We start from the raw sequence: 16,535 nt of genomic DNA, 5'->3' as shown, positions 1-16,535 counted from the left end.
GGTCCCGGCCGCCACCCCCTCCGGCCAGGCCGCCGGCACCACCCCGCCCTCTCTCAACGACCACCATCCGGCCTCGCCGACCGGCCCAGGCCAGCCCCTCCCGGACGACCGCCGCGCCCGCCGAGGGGGCGAGCTGTGACGACGTTCCCGCTGCTGGCCGTGTTGCTGCCCGCTCTCGCCGCCGCCACCGGCCTGCTGCTCTCCCGCTGGCCGCACGCCCGCCCCGCTGCCCAGGAACAGCCACCGGGCGGAGCGCGGCTCGCGGCGGCCGAGAAGACCGCCGGCGAACGCGCCAACCGCCGAGCCGCCTGGATCGCCGTCATCCCGACCGCGGCGTCGGCCGTGCTGGCTCTCTGGCTGGCCTGGGGGCCGGGCTTCACGTTCCTCGAAGGCGGCGCCCCCTCGGCGCCCGTGGGCCGCACGTACGGCTCGATCGTCACCGGCGGCGTCCCGATCTCGCTGACCCTGCTGGCCGACGACCTGTCGGCCATCCTCGGCGTCCTGGTGACGCTGGTGGCGCTGGCCGTGCAGGTCTACTCGGTCGGCTATCTCAAAGACGATCCCCGCTACCCCTCCTACAGCGCGTTCATCAGCCTGTTCACCAGTGCCATGCTCCTGGTGGTCTACGCGGGCGACCTCCTGGTCCTCTACGTGGGCTGGGAGATCATGGGCCTGTGCTCCTACCTCCTCATCGGTCACTGGTGGGAAGACCGGGGCAATTCGCGCGCGGCGGTCAAGGCGTTCCTCGTCACCCGGCTCGGCGACGTCGGCTTCCTGTTCGGCATCTTCGTCCTCGGCACGGCGGCGGGCAGCTTCCGCGTCGCCGACGTGCTGGCGAAGGTGCCCGACATGTCCGCGGCCACCCTGACGACGGCCACCATGCTGCTGCTGTGCGGCGTCGCCGGCAAGAGCGCCCAGGTGCCGCTGCACACCTGGCTCCCGGACGCCATGGCGGGCCCGACCCCGATCAGCGCGCTGATCCACGCCGCCACCATGGTCGCCGCCGGCATCTTCATCGTGGCCAGGCTCTTTCCCGCCTTCCTCGCCGCCCGTCCCACGCTCGACGTCCTGGCCGTCATCGCCGCGATCGGCATGCTGGGCGCCGCACTGGCCGCGTTCGCCCAGGACGACCTGAAACGGGTGCTCGCCTACTCCACGGTCAGCCAGCTCGCCTACATGGCCGGCGGTCTGGCCGCGGGCTCCGACCGGGCGGCGATCTTCCACCTGGTGACCCACGGGGCGTTCAAGGCGCTGCTGTTCCTGTGCGCGGGAGTGGTGATCCACCACGTCGGCTCCAACCTGATGACCCAGATGGGCGGGCTGCGCCGCGAGCTGCCGGTCACGTTCGTGACGATGACGGTGGGGTTCGCCGCTCTGATGGGCCTGCCACCGGCCAGCGGCTTCTTCAGCAAGGACGGCGTCCTGGCGGCCATGGACGCCGCGCTGGCCGGCGGCGGCCTGACGGACGCCGCCGCCCTGCTCCTGTACGGCTGCGCCCTCGCGACCGTCGCCGTCACCGGCGCGTACGCCACCAGAGCCTGGCTCCGCACGTTCTTCGGACCGCCGCGCGTGGTGGCGCTCCCCGAGCCCGAGCCCGGCACGGCCCACGTCGTCGACGTCACCGAGGCCCCCAAGACCATGCTCGTGCCCGTCGTGCTCCTCGCGGTCCCCGCTCTGCTGCTGGGCTTCGCGGGGCAGCCGCACGTCGAGCTGGCGGTGGCCGTGATCAGCGTCGTGCTCGCGCTGCTCGGCGCGGGCGTCGTCCACGCCGTCTGGCGCGGCGATCCCGTCACCGACCCGGCCCGCCTGCTGGGCCCGCTACGGGTGCCCTGCGAGCGCGCCTTCTACGTCGACGACGTCTACGCGGCGCTGTTCGTCCGCCCGATCACGGCCCTGGCCCGGCTGGTCGTCAGAACGGACGACGTGGTCGTCGACGGCGCCGTCCGTGGGTCGGGCCGCACCGCCCGCGGCCTGTCCGGATGGCTGCGCCTGGCCCAGAACGGCAACGTGCAGCTCTATGTCAGCGGCGTTCTCGCCGGCGTGATCCTGATCGCGGTGGGGGCGGTGATGCTCACATGACGGGCTGGCTGTCGGTCGCACTGCTCGCCGTGCCCCTGCTCGGCGCGCTCGTGCTCCTCCTCGCCCCCGGCGCGCTCCGCCCGGTCCTGCGCACGTACGGCTTGATCCTCTCGGGGGTCACGCTGGCACTGGCCCTGGTCATGGCGGCCACGTTCGACCACGGGCGGCCGACGAGCCTGCAGTTCGCGGTCGACCAGCCGTGGATCCCCGGCCTGGGGCTCCGCTTCCATCTGGGCGTCGACGGCATCTCCCTGCCGCTGATCGTGCTCACCGCGCTGCTGACGTTCCTCTGCTTCGGCTACCTGTCCTGGGGCCGGCCCCGCACGCCGAGCCGGTTCCTGGGGAACAGGCCGAGGGCGCTGGTGTTCACGCTGCTGGTGCTCGAAGTCGGCATGATCGGCACGTTCCTCGCCCTCGACCTGCTGCTCTTCTTCGTCTTCTTCGAGATCGTGCTGATCCCGATGTACTTCCTGATCGGCATCTGGGGCGGCGCCGGGCGGCGGGCGGCGTCGGTCAAGTTCATCCTGTACACGCTGCTCGGCTCGGTCGTGATGCTCCTCGGCCTGCTGCTCGTCTGGGCGCGGACCGGCACGCTCGACATGGCTGAGCTGGCCGCCGCCCACGGCGCAGGAATGTCCAGGTCCGTGCAGATCGTGGCGTTCGTGGCGATCGGTGTGGGCCTGGCGGTCAAGACGCCGATGTGGCCCCTGCACACCTGGCTGCCCGACGCCCACACCGAGGCCCCGACCGTCGGCTCGGTGCTGCTGGCCGGAGTGCTGCTGAAGATGGGCACGTACGGTTTCGCCAGGATCGCCATCCCCGTCCTCCCCGAGGGGGCAGCCGCCGTGGCGCCGTGGCTGGGGGCGTTCGCCGTGGCCGGCATCGTCTACGGCGCCCTGGCCTGCCTGGCCCAGCGTGACCTTAAACGCATGATCGCCTACTCCTCCGTGGGCCACATGGGCTTCGTCCTGCTCGGCTTCGCCACCCTGACCCCGGTCGGCGTCAACGGCGCCCTGTTCGCGAACGTCGCCCATGGCCTGATCACCGGCCTGCTGTTCTTCCTCGCCGGTGGGATCAAGGACCGCTGTCACACGGCCGACATGCCGAGCCTGGGCGGCGGCCTGTTGGCCACGATGCCGCGACTGGGATCGGTGCTCACGTTCGCCGCGATCGCCTCGCTCGGGCTGCCCGGCCTGGCCGGGTTCTGGGGGGAGATGCTGGCGCTGCTGGGGGCGTTCCAGCCGGCGAGCGGCCTGCCGCGTGCGCTCTTCCGCACGTACATGGTGATCGGCGGCCTGGGAGCGGTCCTGACGGCCGCGTACTTCGTGCTCATGCTGTCCCGCGTCACCCACGGCCGTCCGTCGGGAGCCGCGCGGCAGCGGGAGACCCCGCCGGAGGGGGAGACGCCGGACGAACGTCCCGTTGTGCCTCTCGGCTCGGCGGAGTCGCTCCCGGGGCAGCCGGCGACCGCGACCCTCGAAGCCGGCCACGCCACGCAGCGCATCGACGACCTCCGGTCCTACGAAGCGGCGGCGTGGACCCCGCTGGTGGTCCTGATCGTGCTCTTCGGGCTCTGGCCCGGTCTCCTGCTCTCACTCACCACGCCGGTGGCGCAGACCCTGCTGGGAGCCCTGCCATGACTCAGCAGATCGACTACTTCGTGATCGCGCCGCCGCTGGCGTTGGCGGTGGTGGCCGGGCTCGTGCTGCTGCTCGACGTGTTCCTGCCCGCCTCGACGCGTACCCGCACCGCGCTCGGGCTGGTGACCCTGGCGGGGGTCGTCGTGGCCCTCGGGTTCGTGATCGCGCAGGCCGCAGGCGGCACGTCCCGGGCGACGTTCTGCGTGCCGCCGGACCTAGCGACCGGGGGAGCGGGCACGCTCTGCTCGTTCGTCGCCGACCGGTTCACGACGGTCTTCGCCGGGCTGGTGCTCGTCGCGGCCCTGGTGGTCGTGCTGATGTCGATGACGGAGCTGGCCGGGGGCGGCATCCCGGCCGGTGAGTGGTACTTCCTGCTGCTGTGCACCCTCGTCGGCGCGGTGACCCTGCCCGCCTCCCGCGACCTGATCATGCTCGTGGTGGCGCTCGAACTGGTCTCGCTTCCGGTGTTCGCCCTCACCGCGCTCAAACGCTACGACGGGCGCGCCTCCGAAGCCGCGGTCAAGCTCTTCGTCGTGTCGGTCGTGTCCACGGCCGTCATGCTGTTCGGCGTCTCCCTCCTGTACGGCGTCTCCGGCGCGGTCCACCTGTCCCGCGTGGCGGCCGTCCTGGGCGGCCGGATCCCGGCGCCGGGGGCGGCGGGCACGCACTCCACGGCCCTGGAGACGGCCCACGGGCTGCCCGCGGTCGTCACGGTGGGCGTCGTCCTCGTGGCGGCCGGGTTCGCGTTCAAGATCGCCGCCGTGCCGTTCCACTCCTGGGCGGCGGACGTCTACCAGGGCGCGCCCGTCCCGGTGGCGGCCCTGCTCTCGGTCATCTCCAAGGCGGCCGGGTTCGCGGGGCTCATCCTGGTCCTGGTCGCCGGGCTGGCCGGCCAGTCGTCCACCTGGGGGCCGGTGATCGCGGTCATCTCGGCGCTGACCATGACCGTGGGCAACCTGCTCGCCATGCGTCAGCGGTCGGCCGTCCGCATGCTGGCCTGGTCCTCGGTCGCCCAGTCCGGCTACATCCTGGCCCCGCTGGCGATCGCCGCCACGGTGGCTCCGTCCCAGGCCGCGTCCCAGGCTCCGTCCCAGGCCGCGACCGGCACATCCGTCGCGTACCTGGTCATCTACGCGGCCATGAACCTCGGGGCCTTCGCCGTCGTCATGCTCGTCTCCAGGGCCGCCCCGCGCAACGAGCTCGACGACTATCGCGGCCTGGTCCTCCGCAGCCCGGCGGCCGGCATCGCGCTGGCCTTCTGCCTGGTCTGCCTGGCAGGGCTGCCGCCGGGGCTGGCCGGCCTCTTCGCCAAGGTCTTCGTGTTCCGGACGATCGTCGAGGGCGGCCTCGGCTGGCTCGCGCTGGTCATGGCCGTCAACACCGTGATCGGCCTCTACTACTACGCCGCCTGGGCGGCCCGCCTCTTCGCCCCTCCCGGGGAGACGCGCCTGCGTGGTTCGTCCCCATCGGCGTGGCTCGCTGTCGGCCTGGCCCTGGCGGTGGCGATCCTCTTCTCGGTCGCTCCGCAGCTCGTGCTGGACATGACGTCCTTATCGGCCACGAGCTGACCGTAGGCAGGTCATGACACCGGCTGTCCTCGTGCGGGCAGCCGGGCCGCACCCCGCCCTGTTCCCCGGCGGACACGGGGGTAAGTCGCGCTCCGCCCGCAGCTGAGCACGCCGGGGAACGATAGACCGGGTCGTCGTCGTTGGACGAGGTGAAACCCGGACCACGAAGGGGGGAGACCTTGCACCACAACGGTCTGCGTACCGCCATCCTCCTGGGAGGTCTGTCCGCGTTCATCATCGTGATGGGCGCGTGGCTGGGGGGTGGCACCGGCCTGCAGATCGCGCTCGTGCTGGCCCTGCTGAGCAACGGCGTCGCCTACTTCTTCTCCGACCGCATCGCGCTGTCGGCCATGCGGGCCAGACCGGTCAGCGAGGTGGAGCACCCCACGCTCTACCGGATCGTCCGCGAGCTCTCCACCGAGGCGCGCCAGCCGATGCCGCGGCTGTACATCTCCCCGACGGTCCAGCCCAACGCCTTCGCGACCGGCCGCAGCCCGCGGAAGGCCGCCGTGTGCGTCACGTACGGCCTGACCCAGCTGCTCGACGAGTCCGAGCTGCGCGGCGTGATCGGGCACGAGCTGTCCCACGTGTACAACCGGGACATCCTCGTCTCCTCCGTGGCCGGTGCGCTGGCCACGATGATCACCTGGCTCAGCTACGTCGCCGTCTTCTTCGGCGGTTCCGACGACGACGAGGGGCCCGGGTTCGTGGGCGCGCTGTTGATGATGATCCTCGGGCCCGTGGCGGCCGGGATGGTCCAGATGGCGATCTCCCGCACCAGAGAGTTCCAGGCCGACGAGTCGGGCGCGCGGCTCACGGGCGACCCGCTGGCCCTGGCCTCGGCCCTTCGCAAGATCGAGATGGGTGCGCGCAGGCTGCCGCTTCCCGAGAACAGCCGCCTCACGTCGGCGTCCCACATGATGATCGCGAACCCGTTCAGCGGATCCGGCTTCGGCCGCCTCTTCTCGACGCATCCGCCCACGTCGGAGCGGGTGGCGAGGCTGGAGCGCATGGCCGGCTACCGCCGCTGACCTTCCCGGCCAGGACGAAGTGCGGGGGACGCGTCCGCGCCGAATGCGCCAGGGCCTCCGAAATCGACCGAGAGCCCCGAACAGGGCTCATCCGTCATCTTGCCCTTCGGTGGTCCTGCTGCAGCGATCAGGGCCTTCCGGCGACGTCGGGGCTACCCCGGCTCTCCGGCCGCAGCGATCCGCCTCAGGATGGCCGGCAGGTCCTCCGGGAAGAAGGTCTCCTCGGTGTTCTCGAGCTCCTCCGCGCTCCACCACCGATGCCCCGTCGTCGTCTCCTTCTCGATCTGCTCCATGTGCTCGAACGACACGGCGGTGTCGTGCACCCGGATCGCGAAGAAGGTCTGGTCCTGCGTGATCGCATAATCGGACCAGCAGAACTCGATCGTGCTCGTCCCGTACGGCCCGGTGAACTCCGCCACCTCCCGCCGGATCCCGACCTCCTCGTACAGCTCGCGCGCGGCGGCCTGCCGAAGCTCCTCCCCGGCCTCCGCCGCGCCCCCAATGGTGAACCAGAACGGCTTGTCCGGCAGTTGCGGATCAAAGCCGTGCAGCAGCAGCACCCGGTCTTTCGCATCAAGGGGCAGGACGCGTGCCGTGAAGCGGCGCAGGGGGATCTTCGTCACGATTGTCGAGCCTACGATGCCGGATTCGCCCGTTCCACCGCGAATGCAGGCCCGAGGCACAAGAAGGCGCGTACGCCGCCATGTGCCCCGGATGCCGACCTGTTAGCGGTAGTTCACGAATTGCAGAGCGATGTCGAGATCCTTGCCCTTGAGCAGAGAAATGACGTCCTGCAGATCGTCCTTCTTCTTCGAACTGACCCGCAGCTCCTCGCCCTGGATCTGCGCCTTGATGCCCTTGGGACCCTCGTCGCGGATCAGCTTGGAGATCTTCTTGGCGTTCTCCTGGTCGATGCCCTCCTTGAGGGTGACCAGCATGCGGTATTCCTTGCCCGACAGCCTGGGCTCGCCCGCGTCGAGGATCTTCAGCGAGAGCCCGCGCTTGACCACCTTGTCCTTGAACGCGTCGAGTGCGGCATTGGCGCGCTCCTCGCTGTTCGCCTTGATCTCGATGTTGTCACCGGTCCAGCTGATGCTCGCCCCGGTGCCCTTGAAGTCGAAGCGGTGTCCGATCTCCTTGGCCGTCTGGTTCAGCGCGTTGTCGACCTCCTGGCGGTCGATCTTGCTGACGATATCGAAAGATGAATCGGCCAAAACACCCATCCTCTCGGCTGTGAAAGCGTTATTAGGGATCCCGCCTCTCCGCCGTACGCGAAACCGCTCCGTCGTACGCCGAATGCGCGGACCCAGCGAACGAGCCTAGCCAGCATCGGCGCGCCGTGCAGTCCACGTGGGCGCGAGGCGGCTTGATGCCGGGCTCTTGGCGACGGATCATGCCTGTGGACCCACATTTCGCAGTTTCCGATCGTATTGGTAGGGATCATGCGAGTCATCGGAGCCGGCTTCGGCCGTACCGGAACGTTGTCCACGAAGACCGCGCTGGAACGTCTGGGCTTCGGCCCATGTCACCACATGACGGAGGTGCTCCAGAATCCCGTCCACATCCGACGCTGGCTGGACCTCGCCGAAGGCCGCCCGGTCACCTGGGAAACCCTCATGTCGGGGTACGACTCCTGCGTCGACTGGCCGGCCGCCGCGTACTGGCGCGAACTCGCCCACCACTACACCGACGCCAAGGTCATCCTCACCGTCCGCGACCCGGAACGCTGGCTGGCCAGCATGAACGCCACCATCTTCAAACAGTCGGCCCGCGCCCGCACCTGGTCGGGCCGGACGATGGCCACACTCTCCCGCCTCCTCGACACGGACTTCGCGGCATTCATCCGGATGACCCGGCTGGTCGTGAGCGAGCGCGTCTTCGGCGGCGGCATCCCCGACACCGAACTCGCCCTCAAGATCTTCACCGAACACGTGGAGGAGGTCAAAGCCACCATCCCCCAGGACCGCCTGCTGGTGTTCGAAGTCGCCCAGGGCTGGCAGCCGCTGTGCGACTTCCTCGGCGTACCCGTCCCGGACGAACCCTTCCCCAGAACCAACGACGCGGCAGGCTTCGACCAGCACGCACGCGGGATGGGACGCCTGCTGTTCCGGCGCAGCCGGTGACCACGATCCGGCTGGGGACAAACTGGTGTCACGTACACCTCGGAAGTCCGCTATTCTTCTGTCTGTCGCCGCGAGAGCGGATGGCACGGCAGGTTGCCCGAGTGGCCAAAGGGAGCGGTCTGTAAAACCGTCGGCTCAGCCTACGCAAGTTCGAACCTTGCACCTGCCACCAGCAGTAGCTGCAGGTCAGAGGCCCTTCGGGGCCTCTTCTGCGTTTCAGGGGTATGCAGCCGTAGGCACCTCTGAGCGGTCGTTTGTCGCTGGTCACGGGATATGCGCGGGATGGATCTGGGGGCGTTTTCCCAGGTGGGCGCCCATGATCCGGGATGTGTGCGGGATGCTGCCGCCCCTCAACGCCGAAAGGCCCCGGGGGAAGCCGGAGCCTTTCGAGTGGTGCTGTTTGTGATCTCATGCGGTCAGTACGTCCGCTATCCGCTGGTTGACGATGTCCTCCTGGCCGTCGATGCACTTGGCGTAGACACGCAGCAGGACATCCACTCCGTGGCCGGCACGGGCCGCCACCTCTGGGGCCGGTACGCCGCCGTTGAGCCAGAGGGAGACGGCCGCGTGCCGGAGGTCGTACGGTCGGCGGGCGAGTGGTGAGGCGACCTGGGCGGGTGTGAGCGCGAGGGTGCGGGCTTCCTGCCAGACCTCGGTGTAGGCCGTCGAAGCGACCACCCCGCCACGCTCACTGCGGAACAGGCGTCCGTCAGGGGCTACGCCGAACTCTGCGATGTGTTGCCGAAGGATCTTGACCAGTTCTGGAGGGATCGGGATCCGGCGGACGTCGTCCTCGCCCCGGTGCTTGAGGCCGCGCAACTCGTGGGCGTCTCCCGTGTCCGTCCAGCGGCGGTTCACCTCTGGACGTGAGCCGTCGAGGGTGAGCCGTCCCCAGCCTTCCGCTGGTAGGTGGCAGTTCTGCTCCAGGAGGCTGACCGCCTCGCCGGGCCGGAGGGCGGCGAAGTACATGCAGGCGAACATGGCCATGAGCCGTTGCCCTCGCCCCTTTCCGCCACGTTGGCGCTTGCCCACGTAGGTCAGTGCCACGAGCAGTTCCCTGGCCTGGCGAGGGTTGACCACGACACGCGGATCCACCGTTTCGGTCGTCTTCGGGAGCTTCCACTTGATCCGGTGCAGGGGGTTGGAGGGCAGCTCTTCCAGTTCCACGGCGTACTCGAAGACGTGGTGAAGGACGGCGCGCTTCCGCCTGATCGTGTTGGCGCCGGCCTTCTGGCCGTCGAGGCGCAGCGCGAGGACATCCAGGGCCGGACGAACCGCCTTGGTGTCGTTGAGCGCTTCCATGCTGAGCGATGCCGCTTCCAGCCAGCGGACGGCCCGCGCGATGTCGGCGGGCATGATGGGCCGCTTGTCTGCGGGCAGGAGAACGTACTGACGCAGGGCAGTGCGGAGGAGGCCCGAGTCCGGCCGTCCTGGCTTGTCCGTCGTCAGCGCCGGGAGAGCTGTTGCGAGGGCATCGGACATGCTGTCGCGGCTCTTGGCAGCCGCGTACGGCCAACGCGCCTCGACGTACGCCTTCACGAAGTCGAGGACGGTTCGAGCGTCCTTGGCCTTCGTCATCGACTCGGGAAGACCGGTCTCCAGGTCGAACGCCTCGCCCCGCCGCGCGGCCTGCCGCAGGTCGGTCAAGAAGCTCTCACCGAGGGCCTTGGTCTTGTACGTCTTGGACTTCTCACGTCCGCCGACCTTCCAGCGCACCTCATAGGAGGGTGACTTGCTGGACTTGTTCCGCCGGATCTCCCAGAACTTCACGTCGTACGAGGTCGTCATGCTGCGCTCCGGAGGGATTCGAGCCAGGCGTCGAGGTCGCTGCGGTAGATGCGGAGTTCGCCGTTGGGCAGGCGGATGCCCTTCGGTGCCTTGCCGATCTCGCGCCAGCGGTAGAACGTGCGGCGGGAGACTCCGCCGAGTTCGTCGAGGACCTGGGCGACGGTGAGGAGTTCATTTCGCCTGCTCATGCCGCCCTCCCTGTCTCCTCAGTTGCCGAAAGATCGGATCCGACTGCTCTGGCCTCCAGCTCTCTGAGGTGGGCTCGCCAGCGTTGGCGTTCGGCCACAGTTCGAAGGAGGCGTACGGCTAGCGGCGGCACATTCGCGTCTCCGGCAGGGACGGGACGCCAGACGTAGCGGTGAGGGTCGGTCGGTTCCTCGGCCTGGCCGAGGGCTTCCAGGACCCAGGTACGGCGGTCCTGCTTGTGCTCGGCGAGCGTCTTGTTCGACCACTTACGGGAAACCAGGACCCGGCGGCCGGCGTAGCCGAGGTGTTCGGGCTTGTGCGCCTTGGAGCGGCACCGGCCGGGAACCATCCCCGCCTTGGCGTTCTTGGGCTGGACGCCGTAGCGCAGCCAGTTCGGGCAGGTCGGCGAGCAGGGCTCATAGCGCAGGGCATCGACCATGCGGGCGGCGTGCTCGCGCTGGGCCTGGCCGCCGTCGAGGTTGTCGCTGATGGACTTGGTGAGGTACTTGGACAGGTAGCGGATGCACTGGTCGGCGTCCGGGGTGCCGGCGAGAACACCTTGCACGTCCACCTGATCGCCGAAGCGCAGCACATGGAGGGGTTCGGCGCTCTCGTCCAGAGCGTCAAGGGCCTCGTCCCAGGTGGGCAGAAGCTCGCCGGTGCTCGGGGCGAGGTAGCCGTTCCCGTCCTGCCAGACGGGCAGGTGATCACCGTCGAAGCGCACATTGTCGGTTGATGGCCACCACACCTGGTGATAGGTGGCGGCGGCTATCTGCTTGATCTCCGCGCGCGGGAGCGTTCCGCGAATGGCCATGTGCAGGTGCGGCGCGAGCCGCTTCTGAGGCTCTACAGCCGCGAAGTACTGCACGTCATAGCCTGCGACCCGGCGTAGGTTCTGCACGAAGCGATCCACGAGCTTGGGGAAGTGCAGCGCGTCCCGAGCGGCGCGCCGGTAGTCGTAGGTGTCGGGGTCGATCGGGACGCCGTCGCGGACCTTGCCGTAGCTGGGCAGGGTGAGCGTGACGAACAGCGACGGCCGGTAGGTCTTGCCGCCGGTGCTGGTGAAGGTGCGTCCAAGGGTGGTGTTGGTCATCTTGCGCTGGGGCAGGTCGGGGGCGTCCTGCCGCCGGCGGGTTGATCGGGTGCGCTTGGGCACCGCGGATCCGGTGACGCTGCCACGCATGCCAGCGGCGTTGATCTCGTCATCGAGGCCGGACAGGACGGCGTCCAGGTCGGTCGTGTCGTCGCCGGCCTGCTCGGCGGCATCCCGTCTGGCCTGCATGTCGGCGCGGAACTCGATCAGCCAGTGCTGTTCTTCGTTCGGCTCGTCGGGTGTGATCGTGGGTTCGGTGTCGAGGTGCCAGCCCTCGCGGCATTGGGCCATGCGGAGCTGCCGGTTGCGCTTGGCGCACGGCGGGCACTTGCTGGCGAGAGTGGCCCCGCAGGGGACATCGATGATCTCGGACTTGCCGGTGACGATGTCGAGCCGCCGCAGCGGGATAGGCCGGATGCAGACTCCGTGGAGCTTGGCGACCTCCACGAGTACGTCCCGGGCCATCGGCATGGCTTGGCGGACGGCCCGGGGTAGTGCGCGGTCGTGCGGATGGGTCATGCGGTCCTCCCTTCGTCGGTGGTCTCGGTCATCAGGGCGCAGAGCCGGTAGTGCTCGTGGGAGGGGGAGGCGTGGACGTGGGGCTGGTAGAGCTCGAAGACCCGCATTCGGGGCAGGTCACGGGCGGTCAGCAGGACCAGGAGGGGGCGGCCGGCGACCCGGCTGATTTCGTCGGCGGTGCCGTGGAAGCAGATCTTCACGCTGCCTCCCCACGCGGGGCGTAGGCGTCGACCATGGCGCGGATGTCGTGATCGGAGACGTAGGCGGCGCGGACCCGGACAGGTCCGGGGCTGGCTTCCAGCCGGACGTAGCCGACGCCCGCGCCCAGCTCCGGGACAGGTGAGATGCGGTCGGCCAGGGCGCCCCGGTCGCGTGCGCCGTCGCCGAGGACCATGTCCACCTGCTCGGACTCGTCCAGCCGGAGGGCGATCTTGTCGGGGAACAGGTTGCGGATGTTCATGACCTCTTTGCGCGGGTCCTGAAGTGCGGCCAGGATGCCGACACCGACCGCGCGCCCTTGGGTGGTCAGGGTGGCCAGCGCTGCGGAGATGCGTTGCCGGAGTTGCCGGTCGGACTGGTAGGCGGTCAGGAACGCCACCTCATCGACGACGACCAGGACGAACGGATCAACCACGGTGGGCGTGTGGGAGCGCTGGAGCCCGGCGAACCGAGCCGCCCGCTTCTGCATGACGCACACGGCTTCGTCCAGCAGATCGGCACACTCCTCCGGCGTGGCGGCGTACCGGGAGCCGAACAAGGCACGGCCGTAGGACAACTCCATGAGTTTGGGATCCAGCGCCCACAGCTCGACCAGGCCCGCGTCGGCGGCGGGGAGCAGGGAGCGAATGACGGACCAGATGATCGACCCCTTGCCGGCCCCGGTCGCGCCCGCGACGAGGACATGGGTGCCGTGCACCTTGAGCCGCCACGGCCGCCCGTCCTCGCCTTTGCCGATCTCGACCGGCCCCACGGTCGGCTCGTCCGGTATAGCGAGCGCCAGCAGGGGAGAGGCGAGTGGATCGCTGCGCGGGAAGGTCAGCGAGAGCCGCCCAGCGTGAGACAGCGCCACGCGGCACGACGTCGCGCCGAAGCCTTGGGCCAGGTGATCGGTGCGATCGGCCCAGTCCTTGACGGCTTGGCCCTTGAGCATTCGCACGGTGACCACGTCGGCCCAAGAGGTACAGGTGACCTTGCCCAGCCGGGGCAGGTAGTCACGGCCCCGGATGTGACGGCCGAGACCGGAGACGATCATGACGGGTTGCCAGTGTCGCCGGTAGATCCAGACGAGTCGCCACCAGGCCAGCAGCCGGTAGCCGACGAGACGGGCGAACGAAGGTCGGTCGAGGAACGTCCAGGAGGCCAGGGCCATGACGACGGTCCCGGTCAGGGACGCCGCGACTGGCCAGCCGTAGACGTACCAGAGAGCGCCGAGGACGACGAGGACGGCGGCCGCGATGGGGTGACGCCAGATCGTACGGACGAGCCTGGCAACCATGCGACCGATGAGGATGACGATGGTCAGGATTGCGGGTGTCTTGACCACGGCCGGTCGGAAGACGACGGCCGTGTCGGGCGTGGTGGAGACGAGGTTGCGCGCCTCGTCTCCAGGCAGCCGCTTGAACATAAGCTTGGGACCTCTCGTGATGTGGAGTCAGGGGAGAACCGAGGGGCCGCCGGAAGTTGCCGCTTCCAGCGGCCCCGCCTCATGTCAGGTCGCCGGGTCGGTGGTGTCCGGGGTGGCGTCCTGGTCGTTGGCCGTCTGTTCGGCGTGCAACTGCTCGCAGTCGGCCAGGTAGCGAGCGGCGGCGGTGAAGATCTCGCGGGCGGTGCTCAGGTCGGCGTCGGTGACCGGGCCGGCCCCGGTGGTGGAGATGTGCACGTTGGCCTCGTGGGAGTAGAGCTCCAGGTACGGGCGCGGGTTGCTGAGCAGGAGACCAGCGCCAACCTTGAGGTCGGACGTGTGGAAGGAGACGCCGACGTGCGGCGTGGACTCCGGTCGCAGGGACAGGGTGACGTAGGTGTACGGGCGCAGACTCATGCCGCGACCCCCTTGCCGTCGGACAGGCCGTAGAAGCTGCGCTCAACGGAGCGGGCGAAGCGGTTGGCTGCGTGGGCGAGCTGGCGGGCGAACTGCAGGTCCTCCACCGTGACGGGTCCGTTGGTGGTGACCAGGACGGAGGTGGCGCCGAAGTCGAGCGCCAGGACGGGTTCACGGCGGGCGAACGGGTGGTTGAGGGTGCGGGCGGAGTGCCCGGTGGTCAGCCGGATCACGCTGTTGCGCGGGGTACGGCGTCGAGTCATCAGGCGGCGTCCTTTCCGGCCGAAGCCTTGTTCTGAGCGGGCTGGGCGGTCTGGCGAGGCGCGTACATCTCGCGAACCTTGATCGAGTACGCGAGGCGTCCGGCGGCGTTGACATACGGCGTGATCGTGATGCCGTTGAACTCGACCGGTGTGAATGGCAGCCCTGGCATGGGTTGCGGGGGTACCGGTTGGACCGGCGCGAGGATCTTGACGGCGACCGTCTTTTGGGCGGGCTTGAGGGTTGGGTCGCCGTCCATGACCGCGACCTGCCAGACCAGTTCGGTGGTCTGCTTGTCGCGGGCCTGCACGAACCGGCCGTTGGGCGAGGCGTCGAAGTCCTTGACGGGCTCGACCTCGCCGACGATGTAGCAGCCGTGCGGGAAGACCATGGTGTAGCTGACGGGAATGGGTCCCTGGATTGCCATGTGGTTCCTCTCGATAGCGATGGAGAGCCCTTCGTTCGCTCGTCCACTTGTCCGCATGAGTCGAGAGTAGGCTGTGGCCACTCGTCCGCACAAGTGGTTGAGCCGGAGTGGCGCGGTAAGAATTACCTCACCTTGTAGACATCCTCAAGCTCATGCAGGCTGCCAGGCAGCGCCAGGCTCATGGCCAGCAGGACGTTCCCCGCAGGGTCGTGCACCGTCGCCGTCACGCCGAGCACCGGATTGGGCGAGCCCAGCAGCTCGGCCTCGTCCTTCGTGGGCTTACGCGCGGACAGCCGCTCGGTGATGCGATCGAACCGCACATGCTTGACCGCCTGGAGATGCTTGCGGATGCCGCCACGCAACGGCTCGGCCTTGTCCAGGTCGGTCCCCACCGCGATCTCCAGCGGCACCCACACTGTCTCCACCGCCGAGACGAGATCCGCCTGACGAGCCACCCGCTTGCGAACGATCACCGGCGTACGCTCGGCGATCCCGAGCAACTTCGCGACATGCCGAGGCGCCGGAACCCGCGCCACCTCAACAAGACTGTCGGCGCTCTCTCCCTGCTCCGCAGCACCCAGGCCCGGACGCACGGTCTCCGCCTCGCGTTCCGGCCGGCCCTTCACGAACGACCCGCGCCCGTGCTCGCGCTCGATCCACCCCTGCATGGCGAGCGTCTGAAGCGCCCGCACCACCGTGGTGCGCCCCACGCCCAGCTCACGAACAAGCTGCGTCTCGGACGGCAGCATGTCGCCGGGGGCGTACTCGCCCGACTCGATGCGCTCCTGGATCGCCTGCATGACCTGCGCATATTTCGGCGGGGCGAAGTCCATGCTCATGTTGGCCGTCCGTTCACTCTTGCGCTTGTCCGCATAAGTACAGTACCGGCTGAGCCAAGACTTGTCAGGCCATGATTAGGACTCAGAACGCCCTGCGAGGAGGCGTACACACTCCTCGCAAGCGCTCGGGACGGTCGGCATGAACGGCACCTGCCAATCGCCGATCACCACGAGCTGAATCGTCTTGCCGCACAACGCCTTGGAAGCGCCACGCACAACCGCGTGCTGCACAAGCGAGAAATCACGGCGCTCCGTCCCCACCCCGCACGACACCCGCCGGCCGGTCATTACTCGACCCCGTCAACAAGATCGGCGATCAACGCCGAATATGGCTGCGTCCTACGCAGGTCCGAATAATGCATAGAGATACGACGGGCGGCCCGCACCGGATCAATCGCCGGATGCCAGGCATAGATGACGCGACGACGGGCGACATTCCAGCCGGTTCGCCACCAGTAGTGACGACCGTCGCACCACACCACCAGCCCGACCCAGACAGACACCAGGGCGAGCCCGTACCCGTCATGGACATCGGCGCTGACGCCGTTCTGCTCCAGCGCTTCCTGGAGCAGTTCAGCGGAACGACGCGGATCGATCGAGATCACGACGGGGGCCGTCATTCGGCCACCCGCTCGAACCGCACCGAGCCCGCCGCGTCGAGGTAGGCCCGGAAGATCTCGCGCCGGGTGGTCTCGTCCGGTACGGCCCCGAGCCCGTAGACGCTGTGGACTATCCGCCCCAGCACCGCGCCGGCGTCCTCCGACATGCCCCGCATGGTCTTACGCAGCTCATCCATGGCGGTCGCCTGGAACGAACTCGAACCGCACGTCCCCAGCTCCTCGCCGAGGCCGGACCGGACCCGGACCTCCCACTCGAACGCCTCGCCGCCGCCAGGACCGTGCTCGGCCCCTTCGCAGTGAAGGCACTCAGTGGTGACCGACGA

18 protein-coding genes and 1 tRNA gene are annotated in these 16,535 nt (G+C 69.0%); 6 read left to right on the top strand and 13 right to left on the bottom strand.

The annotated features are described in order from the left end of the window. Positions 1-135: 135 nt before the first annotated feature. The 4 genes from ACIBK9_RS01950 (at position 136) to htpX (ending at position 6,318) form a co-directional block, all read left to right on the top strand. The gene (locus tag ACIBK9_RS01950) at positions 136-2,079 is read left to right on the top strand and encodes an NADH-quinone oxidoreductase subunit L (RefSeq protein WP_397154448.1); all 1,944 of its coding nucleotides are present in this window, start codon (positions 136-138) and stop codon (positions 2,077-2,079) included. Next, on the top strand, positions 2,076-3,719 hold the full coding sequence (locus ACIBK9_RS01945; protein WP_397154446.1) for a NuoM family protein: 1,644 nt from the start codon (positions 2,076-2,078) through the stop codon (positions 3,717-3,719). Before ACIBK9_RS01950 ends, ACIBK9_RS01945 begins: the two co-directional genes overlap by 4 nt. Then, a complete protein-coding gene (locus tag ACIBK9_RS01940) occupies positions 3,716-5,287 on the top strand; it encodes an NADH-quinone oxidoreductase subunit N (RefSeq protein ID WP_397154444.1) in 1,572 nt (523 codons plus the stop codon). Before ACIBK9_RS01945 ends, ACIBK9_RS01940 begins: the two co-directional genes overlap by 4 nt. A gap of 179 nt (positions 5,288-5,466) precedes the next feature. Then, the gene (gene htpX, locus ACIBK9_RS01935) at positions 5,467-6,318 is read left to right on the top strand and encodes a zinc metalloprotease HtpX (protein ID WP_358289996.1); all 852 of its coding nucleotides are present in this window, start codon (positions 5,467-5,469) and stop codon (positions 6,316-6,318) included. A gap of 152 nt (positions 6,319-6,470) precedes the next feature. Here the strand turns inward: htpX and ACIBK9_RS01930 are convergent, their stop codons facing one another. Together ACIBK9_RS01930 and ACIBK9_RS01925 are read right to left on the bottom strand one after the other, a co-directional pair. Then, positions 6,471-6,941: an NUDIX hydrolase gene (locus tag ACIBK9_RS01930; protein ID WP_397154442.1), complete on the bottom strand. Its 471-nt coding sequence runs from the start codon at positions 6,939-6,941 to the stop codon at positions 6,471-6,473. Between the two features lie 102 nt (positions 6,942-7,043). Further along, positions 7,044-7,541, bottom strand: a complete 498-nt coding sequence (locus ACIBK9_RS01925; protein WP_352322494.1) for a YajQ family cyclic di-GMP-binding protein — start codon at positions 7,539-7,541, stop codon at positions 7,044-7,046. A 219-nt stretch (positions 7,542-7,760) separates the two neighbouring features. Between ACIBK9_RS01925 and ACIBK9_RS01920 the strand changes: the two genes are divergently transcribed. Together ACIBK9_RS01920 and ACIBK9_RS01915 are read left to right on the top strand one after the other, a co-directional pair. Then, the gene (locus ACIBK9_RS01920; protein ID WP_397154440.1) at positions 7,761-8,441 is read left to right on the top strand and encodes a sulfotransferase family protein; all 681 of its coding nucleotides are present in this window, start codon (positions 7,761-7,763) and stop codon (positions 8,439-8,441) included. Between the two features lie 87 nt (positions 8,442-8,528). Further along, a tRNA-Tyr gene (locus tag ACIBK9_RS01915) sits at positions 8,529-8,613 on the top strand. A gap of 236 nt (positions 8,614-8,849) precedes the next feature. Here the strand turns inward: ACIBK9_RS01915 and ACIBK9_RS01910 are convergent. From ACIBK9_RS01910 to ACIBK9_RS01860, 11 genes are all read right to left on the bottom strand, one after another. Beyond that, positions 8,850-10,229 (bottom strand): tyrosine-type recombinase/integrase, encoded by a 1,380-nt coding sequence (locus ACIBK9_RS01910; protein ID WP_397154438.1) that lies wholly within the window; start codon positions 10,227-10,229, stop codon positions 8,850-8,852. Further along, positions 10,226-10,417, bottom strand: coding sequence for a helix-turn-helix domain-containing protein (locus ACIBK9_RS01905; protein WP_364326961.1), 192 nt, complete (start codon positions 10,415-10,417; stop codon positions 10,226-10,228). Before ACIBK9_RS01905 ends, ACIBK9_RS01910 begins: the two co-directional genes overlap by 4 nt. Further along, a complete protein-coding gene (locus tag ACIBK9_RS01900) occupies positions 10,414-12,027 on the bottom strand; it encodes a replication initiator (protein ID WP_397154436.1) in 1,614 nt (537 codons plus the stop codon). The genes ACIBK9_RS01905 and ACIBK9_RS01900 overlap by 4 nt, the downstream gene beginning before the upstream one ends. Continuing rightward, positions 12,024-12,227, bottom strand: coding sequence for a hypothetical protein (locus ACIBK9_RS01895; protein ID WP_397154434.1), 204 nt, complete (start codon positions 12,225-12,227; stop codon positions 12,024-12,026). Before ACIBK9_RS01895 ends, ACIBK9_RS01900 begins: the two co-directional genes overlap by 4 nt. Beyond that, positions 12,224-13,651 carry an FtsK/SpoIIIE domain-containing protein gene (locus ACIBK9_RS01890; RefSeq protein WP_397154432.1) on the bottom strand — a complete coding sequence of 476 codons (1,428 nt, stop codon included), beginning with the start codon at positions 13,649-13,651 and terminating at the stop codon, positions 12,224-12,226. The genes ACIBK9_RS01895 and ACIBK9_RS01890 overlap by 4 nt, the downstream gene beginning before the upstream one ends. Before the next feature lie 84 nt (positions 13,652-13,735). Beyond that, the gene (locus tag ACIBK9_RS01885; RefSeq protein ID WP_397154430.1) at positions 13,736-14,065 is read right to left on the bottom strand and encodes a hypothetical protein; all 330 of its coding nucleotides are present in this window, start codon (positions 14,063-14,065) and stop codon (positions 13,736-13,738) included. Next, a complete protein-coding gene (locus ACIBK9_RS01880; protein WP_397154428.1) occupies positions 14,062-14,328 on the bottom strand; it encodes a hypothetical protein in 267 nt (88 codons plus the stop codon). Before ACIBK9_RS01880 ends, ACIBK9_RS01885 begins: the two co-directional genes overlap by 4 nt. Then, positions 14,328-14,753, bottom strand: a complete 426-nt coding sequence (locus ACIBK9_RS01875) for a plasmid replication, integration and excision activator (protein ID WP_397154426.1) — start codon at positions 14,751-14,753, stop codon at positions 14,328-14,330. The genes ACIBK9_RS01880 and ACIBK9_RS01875 overlap by 1 nt, the downstream gene beginning before the upstream one ends. A gap of 122 nt (positions 14,754-14,875) precedes the next feature. Further along, positions 14,876-15,592, bottom strand: coding sequence for a GntR family transcriptional regulator (locus ACIBK9_RS01870; protein WP_397154424.1), 717 nt, complete (start codon positions 15,590-15,592; stop codon positions 14,876-14,878). Between the two features lie 287 nt (positions 15,593-15,879). Then, a complete protein-coding gene (locus ACIBK9_RS01865; protein WP_397154422.1) occupies positions 15,880-16,212 on the bottom strand; it encodes a hypothetical protein in 333 nt (110 codons plus the stop codon). Continuing rightward, complete coding sequence (locus ACIBK9_RS01860; RefSeq protein ID WP_397154420.1) at positions 16,209-16,388, bottom strand: hypothetical protein; 180 nt, start codon at positions 16,386-16,388, stop codon at positions 16,209-16,211. The genes ACIBK9_RS01865 and ACIBK9_RS01860 overlap by 4 nt, the downstream gene beginning before the upstream one ends. Between the last annotated feature and the right edge of the window lie 147 nt (positions 16,389-16,535).

It is taken from the genome of Nonomuraea sp. NPDC050227 (genome assembly GCF_044459705.1).
Lineage (GTDB): Bacteria > Actinomycetota > Actinomycetes > Streptosporangiales > Streptosporangiaceae > Nonomuraea.
This window is presented reverse-complemented; position numbering and strand designations above follow the sequence as displayed.